This is a genomic window from Sanguibacter sp. Z6_81 (assembly GCF_057180625.1).
This window is the reverse complement of the sequence record NZ_JBXUFV010000001.1, coordinates 543,560-560,459: the sequence shown is the minus strand read 5'-3', so window position 1 is coordinate 560,459 and position 16,900 is coordinate 543,560. Positions and strand designations below refer to the sequence as shown.

Annotated in this window: 16 protein-coding genes; 4 read left to right on the top strand and 12 right to left on the bottom strand. The window is 72.6% G+C overall.

The genetic code is table 11. From position 1 onward, the window contains the following. Positions 1 to 4: 4 nt before the first annotated feature. The 3 genes from AC2AXK_RS02670 to AC2AXK_RS02660 all read right to left on the bottom strand — a co-directional run bounded on the left by AC2AXK_RS02670 (position 5) and on the right by AC2AXK_RS02660 (position 3,969). The gene (locus tag AC2AXK_RS02670; protein ID WP_484343789.1) at positions 5 to 1,204 is read right to left on the bottom strand and encodes a toxic anion resistance protein; all 1,200 of its coding nucleotides are present in this window, start codon (positions 1,202 to 1,204) and stop codon (positions 5 to 7) included. A gap of 113 nt (positions 1,205 to 1,317) precedes the next feature. Beyond that, positions 1,318 to 2,778 (bottom strand): dihydrolipoyl dehydrogenase family protein, encoded by a 1,461-nt coding sequence (locus AC2AXK_RS02665; RefSeq protein ID WP_484343788.1) that lies wholly within the window; start codon positions 2,776 to 2,778, stop codon positions 1,318 to 1,320. A gap of 9 nt (positions 2,779 to 2,787) precedes the next feature. Continuing rightward, positions 2,788 to 3,969, bottom strand: coding sequence for an AI-2E family transporter (locus AC2AXK_RS02660; RefSeq protein WP_484343787.1), 1,182 nt, complete (start codon positions 3,967 to 3,969; stop codon positions 2,788 to 2,790). Positions 3,970 to 4,069: 100 nt separating this feature from the next. On the opposite strand from AC2AXK_RS02660, the gene AC2AXK_RS02655 reads away from it, so the two are divergent. Further along, positions 4,070 to 4,579 (top strand): hypothetical protein, encoded by a 510-nt coding sequence (locus tag AC2AXK_RS02655; protein WP_484343786.1) that lies wholly within the window; start codon positions 4,070 to 4,072, stop codon positions 4,577 to 4,579. Positions 4,580 to 4,592: 13 nt separating this feature from the next. Here AC2AXK_RS02655 and AC2AXK_RS02650 read toward each other — a convergent pair whose 3' ends face one another. From AC2AXK_RS02650 to AC2AXK_RS02610, 9 genes are all read right to left on the bottom strand, one after another. Then, entirely contained in the window at positions 4,593 to 5,111 is a 519-nt protein-coding gene (locus tag AC2AXK_RS02650; RefSeq protein WP_484343785.1) for a MarR family winged helix-turn-helix transcriptional regulator, read from the bottom strand. A 32-nt stretch (positions 5,112 to 5,143) separates the two neighbouring features. Beyond that, the gene (locus AC2AXK_RS02645) at positions 5,144 to 6,805 is read right to left on the bottom strand and encodes a DEAD/DEAH box helicase (protein WP_484343784.1); all 1,662 of its coding nucleotides are present in this window, start codon (positions 6,803 to 6,805) and stop codon (positions 5,144 to 5,146) included. Positions 6,806 to 6,987: 182 nt separating this feature from the next. After that, the gene (locus AC2AXK_RS02640) at positions 6,988 to 7,488 is read right to left on the bottom strand and encodes a ribosomal maturation YjgA family protein (protein WP_484343783.1); all 501 of its coding nucleotides are present in this window, start codon (positions 7,486 to 7,488) and stop codon (positions 6,988 to 6,990) included. Positions 7,489 to 7,543: 55 nt separating this feature from the next. Further along, entirely contained in the window at positions 7,544 to 8,104 is a 561-nt protein-coding gene (locus AC2AXK_RS02635) for a hypothetical protein (RefSeq protein WP_484343782.1), read from the bottom strand. 98 nt (positions 8,105 to 8,202) lie between these two features. Then, complete coding sequence (locus AC2AXK_RS02630) at positions 8,203 to 9,024, bottom strand: CPBP family intramembrane glutamic endopeptidase (protein WP_484343781.1); 822 nt, start codon at positions 9,022 to 9,024, stop codon at positions 8,203 to 8,205. A gap of 325 nt (positions 9,025 to 9,349) precedes the next feature. Next, positions 9,350 to 9,829, bottom strand: a complete 480-nt coding sequence (locus tag AC2AXK_RS02625; protein WP_484343780.1) for a GyrI-like domain-containing protein — start codon at positions 9,827 to 9,829, stop codon at positions 9,350 to 9,352. 108 nt (positions 9,830 to 9,937) lie between these two features. Further along, positions 9,938 to 10,411 (bottom strand): heme-degrading domain-containing protein, encoded by a 474-nt coding sequence (locus AC2AXK_RS02620; protein WP_484343779.1) that lies wholly within the window; start codon positions 10,409 to 10,411, stop codon positions 9,938 to 9,940. A gap of 36 nt (positions 10,412 to 10,447) precedes the next feature. Continuing rightward, positions 10,448 to 11,215: a response regulator gene (locus tag AC2AXK_RS02615; protein WP_484343778.1), complete on the bottom strand. Its 768-nt coding sequence runs from the start codon at positions 11,213 to 11,215 to the stop codon at positions 10,448 to 10,450. Beyond that, positions 11,212 to 12,996 carry a sensor histidine kinase gene (locus AC2AXK_RS02610; RefSeq protein ID WP_484343777.1) on the bottom strand — a complete coding sequence of 595 codons (1,785 nt, stop codon included), beginning with the start codon at positions 12,994 to 12,996 and terminating at the stop codon, positions 11,212 to 11,214. The genes AC2AXK_RS02615 and AC2AXK_RS02610 overlap by 4 nt, the downstream gene beginning before the upstream one ends. A gap of 138 nt (positions 12,997 to 13,134) precedes the next feature. Between AC2AXK_RS02610 and AC2AXK_RS02605 the strand changes: the two genes are divergently transcribed. The 3 genes from AC2AXK_RS02605 (at position 13,135) to AC2AXK_RS02595 (ending at position 16,877) form a co-directional block, all read left to right on the top strand. Next, a complete protein-coding gene (locus AC2AXK_RS02605) occupies positions 13,135 to 14,034 on the top strand; it encodes an ABC transporter ATP-binding protein (protein ID WP_484343776.1) in 900 nt (299 codons plus the stop codon). Then, positions 14,031 to 14,837 carry an ABC transporter permease gene (locus AC2AXK_RS02600; RefSeq protein WP_484343775.1) on the top strand — a complete coding sequence of 269 codons (807 nt, stop codon included), beginning with the start codon at positions 14,031 to 14,033 and terminating at the stop codon, positions 14,835 to 14,837. Before AC2AXK_RS02605 ends, AC2AXK_RS02600 begins: the two co-directional genes overlap by 4 nt. Before the next feature lie 87 nt (positions 14,838 to 14,924). Next, complete coding sequence (locus AC2AXK_RS02595) at positions 14,925 to 16,877, top strand: penicillin-binding transpeptidase domain-containing protein (protein ID WP_484343774.1); 1,953 nt, start codon at positions 14,925 to 14,927, stop codon at positions 16,875 to 16,877. Positions 16,878 to 16,900 lie beyond the last annotated feature (23 nt).

Sequence of the window (16,900 nt, the reverse complement as noted above, 5' to 3'; positions counted from 1 at the left end):
GGGGTCAGCCGGTGATCTCGGTGCGCGACTGCGCGCGCTCGAGGTACGGCTTGGCGTGGGCGATCTGCCCCTCGAGGGCGGAGATCGTCACGGACATGTTCGACGCCGCCTCGGCGCGGAACGTGTCGATCGCGTCCATCGTGGCGAAGACGTCCTGGAACGCCTTCTCGAGCTTCTCGATCTCGATGGTCGACGACGCCGCCTGACGGTTGATCTCCGCCGACTGGGTCCGCAGCATCTCGGCGTTGGACGCGATGAGGTCGCTCGTCGTGCGGTTGAGAGCGGTGATCTGGTCGAGCACGAGGCGCTGGTTCGTCAGGGCCTGGGCGACGATGACGGCGGTGCGCAGCGCGGAGAGCGTCGTCGTGCGGGCACGGTCGACGCCCTTGATGAGCTCGACGTTGTTGGCGCGGACCATGTCCATCGCGAGGTACCCCTGTGCGGACACGGCGAGCTGCGTGAGGATGTCCTCCCGACGCTGGCGCACGGTGAAGAGCACGTCGGAGCGCATCGCGGACGCCTGGGCGGGGTTGGTGACGTCGAGCTCCGCGATCTTCGCCTCGACGGCGCGGTCGAGGCCGTCGAGCAGCACGGTGTACTCGGAGAGGTCGCCCATCGTCTTCCAGAGGTTGAGCTTCTCCTGCTCGATGCTCGCGTTGTCCTTGCGGAGCTCGTCCTGGCCTGCCTGCAGGGAGCGGGTGATGGCATCGAGCTGCGCCTGCGCGGACTGGTACTTGTCGAAGTACCGGGCGATCTTCTTCCCCCCGGGGATGAACCCGAGGATCTTGCGGGTCCCGGTGAGGTCCGCCCGGTTGGGCGTGAGGTCCTCGACCTGCCCGCGGAGGTCGGTGAGGGTCTTGGCGACGCGCGCCTGGGCGTCCCCGCCGCCAGAGCTGCCCTTCGCGGCGGCCAGGGCCGACGCGGGACGCTCGAGCATGCGGTTCGCGGAGCTCGCGGCGACCTGGATCTCGTCGCGTCCGAGGTTGGTGATCTCGGTGATCTTGGCCTGCATCTGCGGGCTGTTGGGCGTGAGGCCGGCGAGCTCCTGCGCGTAGGCCTCGGCGGTCGCGGCGAGCTCCTTCTTGCGCGTCTCGTCGACGGGGACCATGCCACCCGCCTGCTGTGGCTCGACGACCGCGACGGGCTGTGGCGGCTGGAGGACGAGAGACGCGCTCGGCGGGGTCAGGGGCTGGGCTTCACTCATCGGTCTCTCGATTCGTCGTCGTCCGGGGTGCTACGCCCGATGGTACCGGCCCACCCACCCGCCCGGGCGGGTGCGGCGCAGCGAGAACGCGGCCTCTCGCCGGGCGTCGCACGCTACAGCCCGGCGCTCTCGAGGAGCCGCAACCACACCTCGCTCACCGTGGGGTAGGCCGGCACGGCGTGCCACAGACGGTCGAGGGGGACCTCGCCGACGACGGCGATCGTCGCCGCGTGCAGCATCTCCGCCGCGTCCGGCCCGACGAACGTCGCACCGACGACCACGCCACGCTCGACGTCGACGACGAGCTGCGCGGTGCCCTCGTACCCGTCGGCGCTCACAGCCGCCCCGGCGACGGACCCGAGGTCGTACGTCACCGCGACGACGGGCCGGCCGGCGTCGCGCGCTGCCTGCTCGGTGAGGCCCACGCTCGCGACCTCGGGCCGGGTGAAGACGACCTGGGGGACGGCCCCGTGATCGGCGGTCGCCCGGAACCTCGACCAGTCAGCGGCCGCGTGCTCCTCGTCCCGGCTCGTGTCGTCGTCCCCGCCGAACCGGGCGGCGACGACGTCCCCGACGACTCGCGCCTCGTACTTGCCCTGGTGCGTCGTGGCCGCACGGCCCGTGACGTCACCCGCAGCGAACAGCCACCCGCCGTCCACACCCTGCACCTCGAGGGCGTCGTCGACCTCGAGCGGTCCCGCGAGCCCGAGCTCGTCCAGCCCGAGGCCGTCGGTGGCCGGGCGCCGACCCGTCGCGACGAGGGCCTCCTCGGCGACGACCTCCGCACCGTCCGACGTCGTGAGGTGGACCCCGTCGTCGTCCCTGCGAGCCGCGGTGACCTCCGTGCCGGGGCGCACGTCGACACCCAGGGTCTCGAGCGAGCGTCGGACCGCCTCGCCGGCGAACGGCTCGAAGCCGGACAGCACCCGTTCGCCGCGCACGAGCAGCGTGACCCGGGCGCCGAGGTCGGCGTAGGCCGTCGCCATCTCGACGCCGACGACCCCGCCGCCGAGGATCGCGAGTGACTCCGGGACGTGATGTGCGGACGTGGCGTCGCGGCTCGTCCACGGCTCGACGCCGGCGAGCCCGTCGATCGGGGGGACGACCGGCACCGACCCGGTCGCCACGACGACGGCGTGCCGCGCGACGACGGTCGTCACCCGCCCCCCGGTGTCGGTGACGGCCAGCGTGCGCGGCGCGGTGAACCGGGCGCGGCCGCGGACGAGATCGATGCCCGCGCCGTCGAGCCACTCGACCTGGCTCGCGTCGTCCCACCCGGACGCGAAGGTGTCACGGCGGGCGAGGACCGCGGCGCGGTCGAGCGGCCCGGTGACGGCTGACGCCGCTCCCGGCACGGCGCGGGCGGCGGCGAGCACCGCACCCGGGCGCAGGAGCGCCTTCGACGGCATGCACGCCCAGTACGAGCACTCCCCGCCGACGAGCTCCGGCTCGATGACGGCGACGCTCAGGCCACCCCGCCCGGCCCGGTCCGCCGCGTTCTCCCCCACGGCCCCGGCACCGACGACGACCACGTCGTAGGTGAGGCGCGGCGGCTCGGCGTGCGGGTCGCTCATGACGTTCTCCTAGGCGGGCTCGGCGTCGTCGTCGGCCGGTTCGGACGGTGGGACGGCCGGATGCGTGGACGTCGCGTTCCACTCCTTGATGGCCGTCCATGCGACGGCCGCGACGGGGACGGACAGCAGGGCGCCGACGATGCCCGCGAGGATCGTCCCGATGGTCAGGGCGAGGAGGATGACGAGCGGGTGCAGTGACAGGGCCCGGCCGATGACGACGGGGGCGAGCAGGTCTCCCTCGAGCTGGTTCACCACGATGACGACGACGAGCACGATGAGCGCCGTGACCGGCCCGTTCGTCACGAGGGCGACGAGGGAGGCGAGCACGCCCGCGACCGTGGCACCGACGAGCGGGACGAACGCGCCGAGGAAGACGATCGTCGCGAGCGGCAGGGCGAGCGGCACCCCGAGGATGAGGAGCGCCAGCCCGATGAGGATGGTGTCGACGAGCGCCACGAGCGCCGTCCCGCGGACGTAGCCACCGAGCACCCGGACGGACCGCACCCCGATGCGCTGCACACGGTGGCGGTTGTGGGCCTCGATGGGACGGATGAGGAACTCGAAGATCGACCGGCCGTCCTTGAGCAGGAAGAAGAGGATGACGACACCGAGGAGCACGCCCGCGACCGCCTCGAACGCGGCGGTGGCGCCCGTGATGGCACCGCTCTGGAACGCGTCGCTGCCCAGGAGGTCGACCGCGGACTCGCGCGCCGAGGTGATCTGCTCGTCGGTGATACCGAGGCGCCCCTCGGTGAGGAACGTCTGCAGCTCGTCGAGCCCCTCGCTCGCGGAGGTGACGAGCTCGTCCCACTCGTTGCGGATCCCGCGACCGACGAGCCACAGGGTGACGCTCAGGGCGCCGATGCCCGTGAGCATCGCCGCCCATGTCGCGACGCCGCTCGGCAGCCCCTTGCGGCGCAGGAACGTCACGACGGGGCTGACGGCGGCGGCGATGACGGTCGCGATGAGCACGGGGATGACGACGAGCTTGAGCTGGACGAGGGCGATCATCGCGCAAGTGACGAGCGCGAGGAGGAGCAGCACCTGTGCGCTGCGGATCGAGGCGCGGCCGAGGGAGTCGGCCCACGGTGAGGCCTTCCGGGGGGCCCCGGGCGGCGGGGTGAGGTCGTGGGGCGCAGCAGCGAGGGATGCGTGTGCTGCGCGCTCGGACGCGCTGGGCGAGGCCTTCATCCCGGCAGGGTACGTGCGGATGCGACGTGCCGCCCGGCGACGTAGCGTCGCCTCACAGCGCTGCCCCGTGCCGGGCACGCCCAGACCCCGAGGAGCGCGCATGGCCGTCGACATGAACCTGCTGGGCGTGTACCTGAACGACCACATCACGGGCGCGACGGGCGGCGTGGGCCGCCTGCGCAACATGACCCACAACTACGAGGGGACGTCCCTCGCGGCGCCCATGGCCCGCCTGGCGCGGGAGATGGAGGACGAGCGGCAGTGGCTCCTCGCCCAGGCGGAGCGACTGGGCGTCGGGGTGCAGCGGTACAAGATCGCCGCGGCCGCCGTCGGGGAACGTCTCGCCAGGCTCAAGCCCAACGGGCGCGTCGCGAGCTCCTCGCCGCTGCGCGCCCTGCTCGAGCTCGAGCTGCTGCGGAGCGCCATCCGTGGCAAGGAGAGCGGCTGGCGGACCTTCAAGGTCTACGCCGCCGACGCAGGGTTCGACGAGGAGAAGCTCGACGCCTACATCGCCCAGGCGGAGGACCACTACGCGACGGTGGACGCGCTCCTCGGACAGGTGCGCGGGACCGCCCTCGAGGCGCAGGACGACCAGACCCCGAGCGCCTGACCCGGTCGCGCCGCTACGCGCGCGGTGGGTGGCCGGTGAGGTTCCCGGCTCCGGTCGGGTCCATCTGCGTGCGGATGACGCGGGCCGCCTCGCGCAGCTGGTGCGCCTGCTCGGTGGTGAGAGCGTCGAACAGGAGATGACGGACGTGGTCGACGTGCCCGGGGGCGCTCTGCTGGATCTTCTCGAGTCCGGCGTCGGTGAGGACGGCGTTGGTGAACCGACGGTCCTGGGTGCTCGCGTGCCGCTCGACGTACCCGGAGCGCTCGAGGCGCTTGACGACGTGCGAGAGCCGCGACAGCGACCCGCTGGTCAGGCGCGCGAGCTCACCCATGCCCAGGCTGCGCTCGGGCTGCTCGGAGAGCATGGCGAGGACCATGTACTCGTAGAAGCTGAGGTCGGCGTCGCGCTGCAGCTGCGAGTCGAGCGCGGAGGGCATCCGGATGAGGAGCTCGGAGAAGAGCAACCACGTCTCACGCTCGTCAGCGTCGAGCCAGCGGGGCTCCCCGGCGGCGGGCGTGGTGGCATAGGACATGGAGCCCACTTTACGCCTCGTCGATTGATGATTCACGTAACGCGGGTCAGCCCTCGACCGTCGGATGGAGCACCCGCGCCGGTGAGGTCCTCGGCCGTCCACCCGGGCTCGAGCTGTGTGGTCGTCGTCGAGACCTCTCCGACCAGGTCGAAGAACCCCTCGTGGGTGCCTGTGCTCGGGTCCTCCACCGTGTCCTGCCCGTAGAGGATGACGAAGTCGACGGGGCGCCCGTCGGCCTTCTTGCGGATGACGCGGCCCAGGCGCTGCACCATCTGGCGCCGGGAGCGGCTCGCCGTCATGACGACCCCGAGGTCGACGGTCGGCAGGTCGATGCCCTCGTCGAGGAGCTTCGGGGCCGCCACGGCCTGGAGGCGCCCGTCACGGAGCGCGTCGAGCGTGTCGAGACGCTCGGGGCGGTCCATGTCGCTGTGCAGGGCCGACGCCGGTACGCCCAGCCCGCGCAACCGGAGCGTGGCCTCCTCGGCCGTCGTCTTCGACTGCGTGAACAGGACCGCGCCCTGGCTCGCGCGGATGGCGTCGCCGAGCTGCTCGACGGCGTCGAGCTTGCCCGTGAGCTGCGCGAGCAGGGTGCGCCTGTCGCGCATGGCGGCCGTCGCGGTCCGGGCAGCGATCCCGATCCGTCCCGGGATCCCGGACAACCGCGCGAGCTCCTGCGACAGGCTGGCGCCGGCGCCACCGAGCGCCCCCGCGCCGCGGAGCGTCTTCAGCGAGCTCGAGATCGTGTGCCCGAGCTTCTCGTAGGCGGCACCCTCCTCGTCAGTGAGGGCGACAGGCGCCAGGACGAGCCGGAACGGCGCGACGACGCGCTCGCGGATCGCCCGGTCGAACCCCACGGTGAGGATGGTGCGACCGAAGTAGGGGCGGATCGCGCCGTCGACGCCGTCGTCGGACCGCTCGAGCGTCGCGGTGAGCCCGAGGCGGCGCCGGTACCCGGTGCGCAGTGCACGCTGGAACTCCGTCGCGCCGTAGCGGTGGACCTCGTCCGCGACGAGGAGCGAGTCGTCCGAGAGACCACCGAGATCGGTCCTGGCGGCCGAGTTGACGACGGCGATGGTCACGTCGGACCTCGCCGGGTCGCCGCCGCTCTTCCCGCCGATGCGGGCGACGCGCAGGCCGGGAAGGAACTGGCGGAACCGTTCCGCCCACTGGTCCTGGAGGTCGATGGAGGGTACGAGCACCGTGGAACGCTGGCCGTCCCGGGCCGCGTGCGCGACGGCCTCGAGGCCCACGTGGGTCTTCCCCGTCCCGGTGACGGCCTCGACGATGCCCTCGCACCCGTTCGCGTACCAGTCCGCGATCGCTTCGCGCTGCCACTCGAGGAGGGCGAGGGCCTCCGCGGGGGCCGGGCGCGCGGCGGCGCTGGGGCGCGGCGGTGGTGGCGGAGTGGTCGGCGCGGCGAGCGCGAGGTCGCGGTACGTGTCGTGCTCAGCGACGAGGCGCTCCGACCGCCGGGCAGCCACCGCGCCGTCGACGGTGGCGCTGTCGGTCCCTGCGAGGGACCACCGCGGGACGGACGAGTCGTCACGCTGGAACGTCGCCGTCTCGCGGTAGAGCAGCACGTTGACGGTCGACTTCGTGGCGTCCGGGTGCCCGTTGCGGCGCAGCCAGAGCGCGATCTCGCGAGCGTTGGACCCGGGCGCCTGGGTGAGGGCGAGGGCGACGGCCTCTGCCATGGTCGGCTCGCCGCCGCCCGCCGGAGTGTCGCCACTGGCCCCGACGCCACGCTCCGGGCGCGGTGGGCGTGCCGCAGCGGAGACCGGACCCCGAGCCACAGCGGGGGCAGGCGTCGTGCTCCCACGTCTGCTCGGGGGTTCGTCGACCTTCTCGGGCATGCTCGCCCCATCTTCTCTAGCTGTCACTCCTCCGACGTCGATGATTCTCCTCCACCGTCCGACCTCGTCACACGAGCGACCAGCGAGGCCGAGGGTGGAAGGGTCGCGATGGCGACATCGTGGGTCACCATGCCCGTGGTCTGGTGGTCCGCCGTGGGGCAGTGCCTCGTGACGGCGGCGTCCGCGAACCCGGCTGCAAGCGCGCCGAGCGCGTAGACGAGCAGGTCCGGGGCGTGGAACGTCGTCCCGAGCACCCAGCGCGCCGGGTCCCAGTGGTCCACGACCACCGACGCGAGTCCCACGAGCTGCGCGAGCTCGACGACCGTGCACATCCCCCAGGTGACCACGGCGACGGTGGCCGGTCGGGTCCGGGGCGCGACGAACGCCACGAGCAGGTAGACGAGGGCCGCGTACAGCGTGTCCCCGGCCACCGCGGACGCCAGGCCGTCGCCGACGGTGCGGACGACGAGCCCGAGCGCCGTCGTGACGGCCGCTGCGAGAGCGAGGGCGCGGCGTCGGGTCACCCTAGATCTTCCCACTCCGGCTCGACGGGGCCGAGCGGGAGCGCGAAGGGGTCAGCTACGGCTGGAGGGCGGTGTAGGTCCAGATCTGGGTTCCGTCGGGGTTGTAGTACGAGTAGGTGACCTTGAGGTCACCTGTGACACCAGCGGCTTCCATCGCGGGGAAGACGCCGGATTCGATCGCCGATTGCATCGTCGGGATGCCAGCCTCGAGCGCGGGCACCGCGGATGCGACGTCGACGGTCTCGGCGAAGACGTAGTCGAACGCGACCGTGTCCGGGTGGACCGCCGTGACCTCGGCGCTCGAGTACGTCCCCGCGTACGCCTCGAGGGCCGCAGGGAGGGCGGCGCGTTCGGCCTCGACATAGCTGTCGAGCGCCGCGTTCGCGTCCTCGTCCGCCGCGTCCTCGTCCGGCACGTCCTCGGTGCCGGGCTCCTCGGCCTCGGGCTCGGAGTCCTCCTCCGTCCCGGCCTCGTCCTCCGTCTCGGTGTCGGCGTCAGCCGTGCTGCTCGAGGTCGGCTCCGGAGCGTCGCTCGACTCCGTGCTGGTGGAGTCGCCGGAGCAACCGACGAGGGTGAGGGTGAGCAGGGTCGCAACGGCGACGCGGGGGATGCGCATGGCCCGCAGCGTAGCGGCCCCCGTCGGGGTCGTGTCCAGAGATCTTCCGCACGAACTTCTCCGGTGCTGGTCCGCTGGCGCTCGCGAGCAGCGTCGCGTCAGTAGACGAAGATCCCGAACAGCGACGGCACGTTGGCGTGGACGATCGCCATGAAGACGATCGCGTCGAAGAGCAGGTGGACGATGAGCACGAGGGTGAGCGACTTCGTGCGCGTGAAGATCAGGCCCTGGAGCAGGGCGAACGGGATGGTGAGCGCCGGGCCCCAGGACCGGTACCCGAGCTCCCAGAGGAACGACACGAAGATGACTGCCTGGAGCACGTTGGCCTGCCAGGCGGGGAAGTGCCGCAGCAGCAGCGTGAAGCAGATGCAGATGAAGAACAGCTCGTCCCACGTGCCGACGGCGTTGACGCCGACGAAGAACCGGGCGAGCTCGTCGGTCTCGGTGAGCGTCGGCCAGTTCTCGTACGCCCCGGACCGGATGAAGTAGAACGGCAGGATCGCCCAGCCGAGCAGCGGGACAGCGACGAGGTAGGCCTTCTCGATGCGCGGCCACTCCTTGCCGGTGCGCCACGGGAACCTGATGGCCTCGCGCCGGAACACGAACCGGTCGACGAGGAACGGCACGGCGACCGCGAGCGTCAGCGCGGTGCCGATCGCGATGAACCGCGGCCAGGAGACGTCCGCGGCCATCGACGTCGTGCTGACGATGCAGATGCCGAGACCGATGAGCGACAGGTCCTTGCCCAGGCCCCGCTCGACGAGGAACGCCACCACGAGGCTGAGGACGAGCACGACGTACCCGAGGGGGCGTAGGTGCACCCCGAACAGCAGGAACGCGGACAGGGAGACGCCTGCCGCCGGGAGGAGCTTCAGCGGTGCGCTGCGGACGACGTCGGCCGGGGGGTGGGTCGGTTGCACAGGACGAGGATCCCAGATGTCACCGGGATGTTGCTCCTGCGCTCAGGGCGAGGGGTTCCGGATGCGCGGGCGTGATGTCCGTTCCATACTGTCTGCACACCACGATCCCGGGCCGGTCCCATGGATCACGCAGGAAGGCCCCGCGCCGTCGAGGTACGGCCGGTCGAGGTCCCGCGAGAGCGGGCCACCCCGGGAGGGTGGGCAGCATGACGCTCGGTGGGGGCGAGATGCCGCCCGTCCGGCAGCACCTGGTCGACGGGGCGGGGCCTTTCCTGTGCCGTCGTCAGACGTGCGTGGCGCCGGCCGGTCAGGCGAGCGGATCCGGTCAGGCGATGGGGAACGCGATGTCCACGACCGCGTCGTCGGGACCCGCCGCGTCCCAGTCGCCGAAGTACACCTCGCGTGGCGGGCCGACCGGCGTGACGCCCTGGGTGTTCATCCATTGCTCGACGGCGGCGTACGCGTCGAGGATCTCGGGGAACGCGACCTGGCTCTTCGTGATCCTCGCGAAGGCCTCACGGTGCGCCGGTTCGTCGCGGGTCACCCACCCGGCGCCCACCGCGTCGGGGACCGGCGTGCACGCCTCGACGAGACCCGCCTGCTCAGCCGTGACCATTCCGTGGTAGACGACGAAGGGCGGCGCGTCGCTGCTGACGGCCTCTTCCACGACGGCTTCTTCGACGAGGGCCGCGTGCTGGCGGCCGAGCGTCTGGCCGATCCACAGTGGCAGGGCGTCGGCGAGCATCGTTCCCTGCTCGGTGAGCACGCGCTGGCCCGGCACGTCCCGGACGGTGATCTCGAACATCGCGGTTCCTCCTGGTCGTCCGCACCCCCCGGTCGTGGCCCGGCCGGGATCGCACCACGAGCGTCCTCCCCACCCCGGGGTGGACGTCAAGCCCCCGGGCCGGTGCCGCTATGCGGCGTCGAGGTACGCCTGCAGCCCCGCGACGGCGAGCCGGTGGTCGTCGACCTGGGGCAGGCCCGAGACGACGAGGACACCGACGGGTCCCTGGCCGCGCACGGCGAGCGGGAAACCGCCGCCGTGGGCGACGTGCAGCTCGGGGTCGAGGTCGGCATACCGCTCCTCGAACGTCGTCCCGGCGTCGCGGCACTCCTGGCCGACGTACAAGGTGCTGTGCCCGAGGAGGTCGACGACGCGGCCCTTGCGGTCGATCCACGAGTCGTGGTCCGTCGTGGCGCCCGGCATCGCTGCGTGGAAGAGCTGGTGGTCACCGCTGCGGATGTCGATGGTCACGGGGAGGTGCTGCTCGCGGGCGATCCGCACGAGCGCGCTGCCGAGCTCCCACGCGTCGTCGTGCGTGAACGCCGGCAGCTGGAGCTCGTGCTCCTGGCGGGCGATCTCCTCGAGCGGGATCCAGTCGTTCATGCGTGCTCCTCGGGTCAGACGTGCGGGCAGAACATGTCAGGTGAGGCCCGCGTCGTGCACGCAGATGGCCACCTGGACGCGGTTCTCGGCGCCGAGCTTGGCGAAGAGGCGTCCGACGTGGGACTTCACGGTGGCGACGGACATGAACAGCGACGTCGCGATCTCCGCGTTGGACAGCCCCTGGCCGATCGCGATCGCGACCTCCCGCTCCCGTTCGGTGAGCGTCGCGAGGCGTGCCTGGGCGTCCTGGCTGCGCCCGCCCGAGGGGTCGTGCGTGACGGACGCGATGAGCTGGGCGGTGACGCTCGGCGAGAGCATCGGCTGGCCGGCGGCGACCGTGCGGACCCCGGAGACGAGCTGCTCCGGAGGGGTGTCCTTGAGCAGGAACCCGGCGGCGCCGATGCGCAGCGCGGAGAGGACGAGGTCGTCGGCGTCGAACGTCGTGAGCACGATGACGCGGACGTCGGGGTGTGCGGCGAGGATGCGCTCCGTGGCGGCGAGGCCGTCGAGGCGCGGCATCCGGATGTCCATGAGCACGACGTCGGGGCGGTGCGTCGCGACGGCGGCGACACCCTGCAGCCCGTCCCCCGCCTCGGCGACGACGTCGATCCCGGAGTTCCCGCCGAGGATGAGACGCAGCCCGGCGCGGACGAGGGCGTCGTCGTCGACGAGGACGACGCGGATCGGCGAGGGCGGGGTGCCCGGCGCGTCCCGTGTGCTCGCCGCGCCCGGCGCGTGGGGTGCGGGGCGAACCTCGTCGCGGTCCGTCTGGCGGTCGGTGCGGGTGTCGGTGTTGTCGGTCATGTCGGCCACGGCACCCAGGCTCTCACGGTGAACTGCCCTCCGACGTCAAGGCCGTGCTCCAGCTCGCCCCCGGCGAGCTTGGCGCGCTCTGCCAGCCCCTCGAGCCCGAGGCCTGACGACGGCAGCACCAGCCCGGTCGCGTCGGGCTCGGGAACGGGGTTGCGGACGCTCAGCTCGAGGCGCCCGCCGGGCCGCCCACCGATGTCGATACGCACCGGCGCCCCGGCCGCGTGCTTGCGGACGTTCGTCAGCGCCTCCTGGAGGATGCGGAACGCGCTGCGGCTCACCGTGTCCGCCAGCCCGGACAGCGCCACCTCGATCCCGGGCGCGACGGCGCACAGCACCCGGTGACCCGCGGCGCGTGTCTCCTCGACGAGGTCGGGCAGGGCGGCGAGTGTCGGCTGCGGACGGTCCGCGATGCCCGGTGCGCCCGACGGGTCGCGCAGCACACCGAGCACCTCACGGAGCTCGGTGAGGGCCAGGTGCGCGTTGTCGCGGATGATCGTCGCGGCCTCGACGGTCTGCATCCGGTCGAGGTCGTCGCGGTAGACGAGCGCGCCCGAGTGGAGTGCGACGAGGGAGATCCGGTGCGCGAGGACGTCGTGCATCTCCCGGGCGATCCGGGACCGTTCCGCCGTCCGCGCCTGCTCGGAGCGGGCAGCCTGCTCGCGCTCCGCCGTCTCCGCCCGCACCCGGAGGCTCGCCAGGGCCTCGCGGCGCCCGCCGACGTAGAAGCCGATGACCAGGCAGAAGCTGAAGCCGAGCAGGACTCCGACGAGCGGCACCCACCCGAGCCTCGACCATGGGGTGCCGAGGACGAGCTCGTAGGCGTACGCGGAGACGAGCCATACTCCGCCGACGGGCAGGAGCTCGCTCCAGCGACGCCGCGTCGCGAGGGAGATCACGGCGACGATGAGCGCACCCCCGCTCGACCCCGACAGGGCGCACATCGCGGCGATGGTGAGTGCGGTCGCGAACGGGGCCTGGCGACGGCGGGTCATGAGGATGATCGCGACGATGCCGAGCACGGCGTCGACGGGCAGCACCCATCCGGGGGCCACCCGCGTCCCGATCGTGTCGGCGACCTCCTCGGCGACCGGCGCGGACACGGAGGAGAGCAGCCCGAAGAGCCCGGCGACGACCGCGAAGATGATCCGCCAGGTCGATCCCCACCCGGTGAGCGGGGGCGGGGTGTACGTCGGGAGGGGCTGGGCGAGGCGGATGAGGCCGTCACGCATCGCCGCACCGACCGTGCGCTGAGGTACTCCAGCGGCCAGGGCGCGCGCCCGGCGCGCACCGATGAGGACGCCGGTCCCGGCGAGGGCGGCGTACGTGGGCACGGCGACGACCACGAGCTCCCACCACGGGTTGCCCGTGTGCGGACCCGCGGTGTGCTCGTAGACATACCCGGCGCCGATCCACAGGACACCCACCGGGACGATCTCCGTCCAGCGGCGTCGCGTCGCGAGGGAGACGAAGGCGATGAACGTGGCGCCGCTGCTCAGCCCGGAGGCGTTCGACAGGAGTGCCAGGACGACGGCCACGGCGAGGGGCCACCTGCGCCGCTGCGTCATGAGGACGATGGCGACGATCCCCAGGGCCACATCCATCGGGAGCAGCCAGTCGGGCCGCGGGATCACCGCGCCCTGCGGATCGTAGTCGGCGACGTTCGCGGTGAAGTGCAGGCCGACGAGCCCGATGAGCAGGGCGACGAGGACGCGCCACGTCTCGCCCCAGAAGCCCGTGGGCGCTGGAGGAGCGGGAGGCGCAGGAGTCGGCACCCGCACAGCCTAGGTGCGTGGCAGCGGGCAGAGGAGGGCCGCAGGTCGCGGGAGGGCCGCCGCCTCCGCGACCAAAGTTGCAGGACACGCTACGTGAGCCGGATGTCGCAGCCCGTGTGCTGCTGCCAGGCTGGTCCCATGATCACAGTGGAACGACTCACCAAGAGGTATGGCGGCTTCACGGCCGTCGACGACGTGTCGTTCGAGGTGCAGCCCGGCCGAGTCACCGGGTTCCTCGGACCGAACGGGGCCGGCAAGTCCACGGCCCTGCGCATGGTCTGCGGGCTCACCCCGGCGACGTCGGGAAGCGCGCGGGTGTTCGGCAAACCCTTCGCCGCGCTCGCCAACCCCGGACGGCGGGTCGGTGTCCTCCTCGACGCCTCCGCGCAGCACGCGGGCCGCACCGGCCGCGAGGTGCTCGTCCTGAGCGCTCTCATGATGGGCGTCGAGCGGCGCCGCGTCGACGAGGTCCTCGAGATCGTCGGGCTCACCCCCAAGGAGGCGGGCCGGCGCGTGCGCAACTACTCCCTCGGCATGCGCCAGCGCCTGGGCATCGCCAACGCGCTGCTCGGTGACCCCCAGATGCTCGTCCTCGACGAGCCCGTCAACGGCCTCGACCCGGCGGGGATCCGCTGGATGCGCTCGTTGCTGCACGACTTCGCGGGAGCGGGCGGAACCGTCCTGCTCTCCTCGCACCTGCTGCTCGAGATGGAGGCCGTCGCCGACGACCTCATCGTCATCGGTCGCGGCACCATCGTCGCCCAGGGCAGCAAGACGGAGCTGCTGTCCGTCGCCGGGTCCGTCGTCTCGAGCACGGACGACGTCGCGCTCGCCGAGGCCCTGCGCCGCGCGGGCGTCGAGGTCTCCGCCCACCCGGGCGGCGGTCTGAGCACCTCCGCGACGCCCGAGGAGGTCGGGCGGGTGGCGCTCGACGCCCGCGTCGTCCTCACGAACCTCGGGGTGGCCAAGAGCAACGGCCTCGAACAGCTCTTCTTCGAGCTCACAGCCGAGCACGGCCGTGAGGGGGTGGCGGCATGACCACCACGACGGACCACACCCCCGGTGCGCCGAGCAAGGCCCTGCGCCCGCCCACTGCCCCCCTCGTCGGGATCCCGTTCCAGCGGCTCGTGCACGTCGAGCTGCGCAAGCAGGTCGACACCCGGGCCGGACGATGGTTGCTCGTCCTCATCGGCGCGATCACCGCGCTGGTCATGGTCGTCTTCGTCTTCAACGCGAACCCCGCGGAGATCACGTTCCAGAACCTCGCGCAGGCCGCCGCGATCCCCCAGATGCTCCTCCTGCCCGTCGTGGGGATCATGGCCACGACGAGCGAGTGGAGCCAGCGCACCGGCCTCGTGACGTTCACGCAGGAGCCGCGGCGCGGTCGTGTCGTGGCAGCGAAGATCCTCGGCGCGCTCCTCGTGGCGCTCGCGGCGGTCGCGGCGGCGCTCGTGCTCGCAGCGGTCGTCAACGTCGTCGGCTCCGTCGCACGCGACGGGAACGGCTCGTGGGCCGTCGACTGGGCGATGCTCGGCGGTTTCACGATGCTCGAGCTCCTCGTCGTCGCTCAGGGCGTCGCGTTCGGTCTCATCCTGCTCAACACACCGGCTGCGATCGTCACGTACTACGTCCTGCCGACGGCCTGGAGCATCGTCACCTCGTTGATCTCCTGGATGCGGCAGCCGGCGGAGTGGCTCAACCTCGACGGCGCCACCATGCCGTTGCTCAGCGGCTCGATGTCCGGGGAGGACTGGGCGAAGCTCGGTGTCGCGTCCGTCGTCTGGGTCCTGCTGCCCATCGCGATCGGCTGGTGGCGGGTGCACAGGGCCGAGATCAAGTAGCAGGGCCGCGATCACGTAGCCCGGTCGGGCGCGGGCGGAACGGGACGAGGTGGACATGAGGGGGCCGGGCGGCGTTCCATGTACCCCATGTCCCTCCGCACCGCGCCCGCCCGCGCGCGCACCGACGCTGCCCGCGGCGCCTCCCGCCCCCCTGCCCGGACCGTCGCGACGCTCGTCGTCCTCAGCCTGGCCGGGCTCGGCCTGACGGCCTGCGGCTCGGACACGCCGACGCCCGACGCCACGGTCGACGCCCTCGCCGCTGCCATGGCGGGCGGTGACTTCGCGGCGGTTCCCCTCGACGGCGTGTCGGGGGCGGACGCCACGGCGCACCGCGACGCCGTCGTCGAACCCCTGGACGCCACGAGCCACGAGGTGACGGCCGGCACGGTCGTCGTCGCCGAGGACGGCACGACGGCCACCGCCGACCTCGACCACGTGTGGGAGATCGGCGGGACCCCCTGGACGTACACGACGACGGCCGACCTCGCGCTCGACGAGGAGGCCGACGAGTGGCGGGTCGCCTGGGAGCCGGACATCCTCGTCCCCGGCCTCGCGCCCGGTGAGCGGCTGCAGACGTCGCGGACCGCGGCGGACCGGGGCGACGTGCTCGGCGCGGGCGACCAGCCGATCGTCACCGAGCGCCCGGTCAAACGCGTGGGCATCGACAAGACCCGGGCCGACGCCTCGACGTGGGACAGCTCCGCGCGCGCCCTCGCGGGCCTGCTGGAGATGGACCCCGAGGCGTACGCCGGGAAGGTCGCCGCCGCGGGCGACAAGGCGTTCGTCGAGGCCATCGTGCTGCGCGCGGAGACGGACGAGGACTGGACCGCGCTCGCGGCCGTTCCCGGCGTGCTGCTCGTCGACGACACGATCCCGCTCGCGCCGACGCGCGAGTTCGCGGCGCCGATCCTCGGCCGGGCCGGGGAGGCGACGGCAGAGATCGTCGAGGCGTCCGACGGCGCGGTCGTCGCCGGGGACGTCGTCGGGTTGTCGGGCCTGCAGCGCCAGTACGACGCCCAGCTGCGGGGGACCCCCGGCCGGGTCGTCGAGATCGTCGCGACGGACGGGAGCGTCCGGGACGCGCTGCGGCAGGAACCCGTCGCCGGTGAGCCCCTGCGCACGACGCTCGACCCCGCGATGCAGGTCACCGCGGAGACCGTGCTCGCGGCCACCACGGTGCCGAGCGCGATCGTCGCGATCCGTCCGTCGACCGGCGAGGTCCTCGCGGCTGCCAGCGGCCCCGCGGGAGGCGGGCTCTCCACGGCGACCGCAGGCATGTACGCGCCCGGCTCGACGTTCAAGGTCGTCACGGCGCTCGCCCTCATGCGCACCGGTGTCACACCGGAGTCACCGTTGAGCTGCACGCCCGAGGCCGTCGTCGACGGTCGGGCGTTCCGCAACTTCCCCGACTACCCGGCGTCCGCCCTGGGCGACGTGCCGCTGCGCACCGTCGTCGCGAACTCGTGCAACACCGCGCTCATCAACGCGAGCGGGCAGGTGACGCAGGACGCGCTGGCCGACGCCGCAGCCGCCCTGGGGCTGGGGCTCGCCCAGCAGCCCGGGCCGGAGGTGTTCACGGGCGCCGTCCCGCGGGACTCGGCAGGCACGGAGCACGCGGCCTCGATGATCGGGCAGGGCAAGGTGCAGGCGTCGCCGCTCGCGATGGCCGGGGTCGCGGCGTCGGTCGCTGCGGGGACGACGGTCCGCCCGACGTTCCTCGCGCAGGACGTCCCGGACCCGGCCGAGCCCTCCTCGTTGCCGACCGCCGCGCCCGCTCCGCTCACGGCCGACGAGGCCGCGCAGCTCCACGGGCTCATGCGCGCCGTGGTGACAGAGGGTGGCGGTGCATTCCTCGCGGACCTGCCCGGGGAGGTCGCCGCGAAGACCGGGACGGCCCAGTACGGCGACGGGACGACGAACCACGCATGGATGATCGCGACGAGGGGCGATCTTGCGGTCTCGGTGTTCGTGGAGACGGGTGAGTACGGCTCGACGACGGCCGGACCCCTTCTCGAATCGTTCTTTGTTGGCGTAGGGTAGCCCGTTTGGCCTCCTTGTCCCTC

What these genes read in the sequence shown, in the direction of transcription:
- AC2AXK_RS02615 (WP_484343778.1), bottom strand. Translation starts at nt 11,215, where the DNA reads ATGACCGACAACACCGACACCCGCACCGACCGCCAGACGGACCGCGAC.
- AC2AXK_RS02665 (WP_484343788.1), bottom strand. Translation starts at nt 2,778, where the DNA reads ATGAGCGACCCGCACGCCGAGCCGCCGCGCCTCACCTACGACGTGGTC.
- AC2AXK_RS02655 (WP_484343786.1), top strand. Translation starts at nt 4,070, where the DNA reads ATGGCCGTCGACATGAACCTGCTGGGCGTGTACCTGAACGACCACATC.
- AC2AXK_RS02660 (WP_484343787.1), bottom strand. Translation starts at nt 3,969, where the DNA reads ATGAAGGCCTCGCCCAGCGCGTCCGAGCGCGCAGCACACGCATCCCTC.
- AC2AXK_RS02595 (WP_484343774.1), top strand. Translation starts at nt 14,925, where the DNA reads ATGTCCCTCCGCACCGCGCCCGCCCGCGCGCGCACCGACGCTGCCCGC.
- AC2AXK_RS02650 (WP_484343785.1), bottom strand. Translation starts at nt 5,111, where the DNA reads ATGTCCTATGCCACCACGCCCGCCGCCGGGGAGCCCCGCTGGCTCGAC.
- AC2AXK_RS02600 (WP_484343775.1), top strand. Translation starts at nt 14,031, where the DNA reads ATGACCACCACGACGGACCACACCCCCGGTGCGCCGAGCAAGGCCCTG.
- AC2AXK_RS02620 (WP_484343779.1), bottom strand. Translation starts at nt 10,411, where the DNA reads ATGAACGACTGGATCCCGCTCGAGGAGATCGCCCGCCAGGAGCACGAG.
- AC2AXK_RS02670 (WP_484343789.1), bottom strand. Translation starts at nt 1,204, where the DNA reads ATGAGTGAAGCCCAGCCCCTGACCCCGCCGAGCGCGTCTCTCGTCCTC.
- AC2AXK_RS02645 (WP_484343784.1), bottom strand. Translation starts at nt 6,805, where the DNA reads ATGGCAGAGGCCGTCGCCCTCGCCCTCACCCAGGCGCCCGGGTCCAAC.
- AC2AXK_RS02625 (WP_484343780.1), bottom strand. Translation starts at nt 9,829, where the DNA reads ATGTTCGAGATCACCGTCCGGGACGTGCCGGGCCAGCGCGTGCTCACC.
- AC2AXK_RS02635 (WP_484343782.1), bottom strand. Translation starts at nt 8,104, where the DNA reads ATGCGCATCCCCCGCGTCGCCGTTGCGACCCTGCTCACCCTCACCCTC.
- AC2AXK_RS02605 (WP_484343776.1), top strand. Translation starts at nt 13,135, where the DNA reads ATGATCACAGTGGAACGACTCACCAAGAGGTATGGCGGCTTCACGGCC.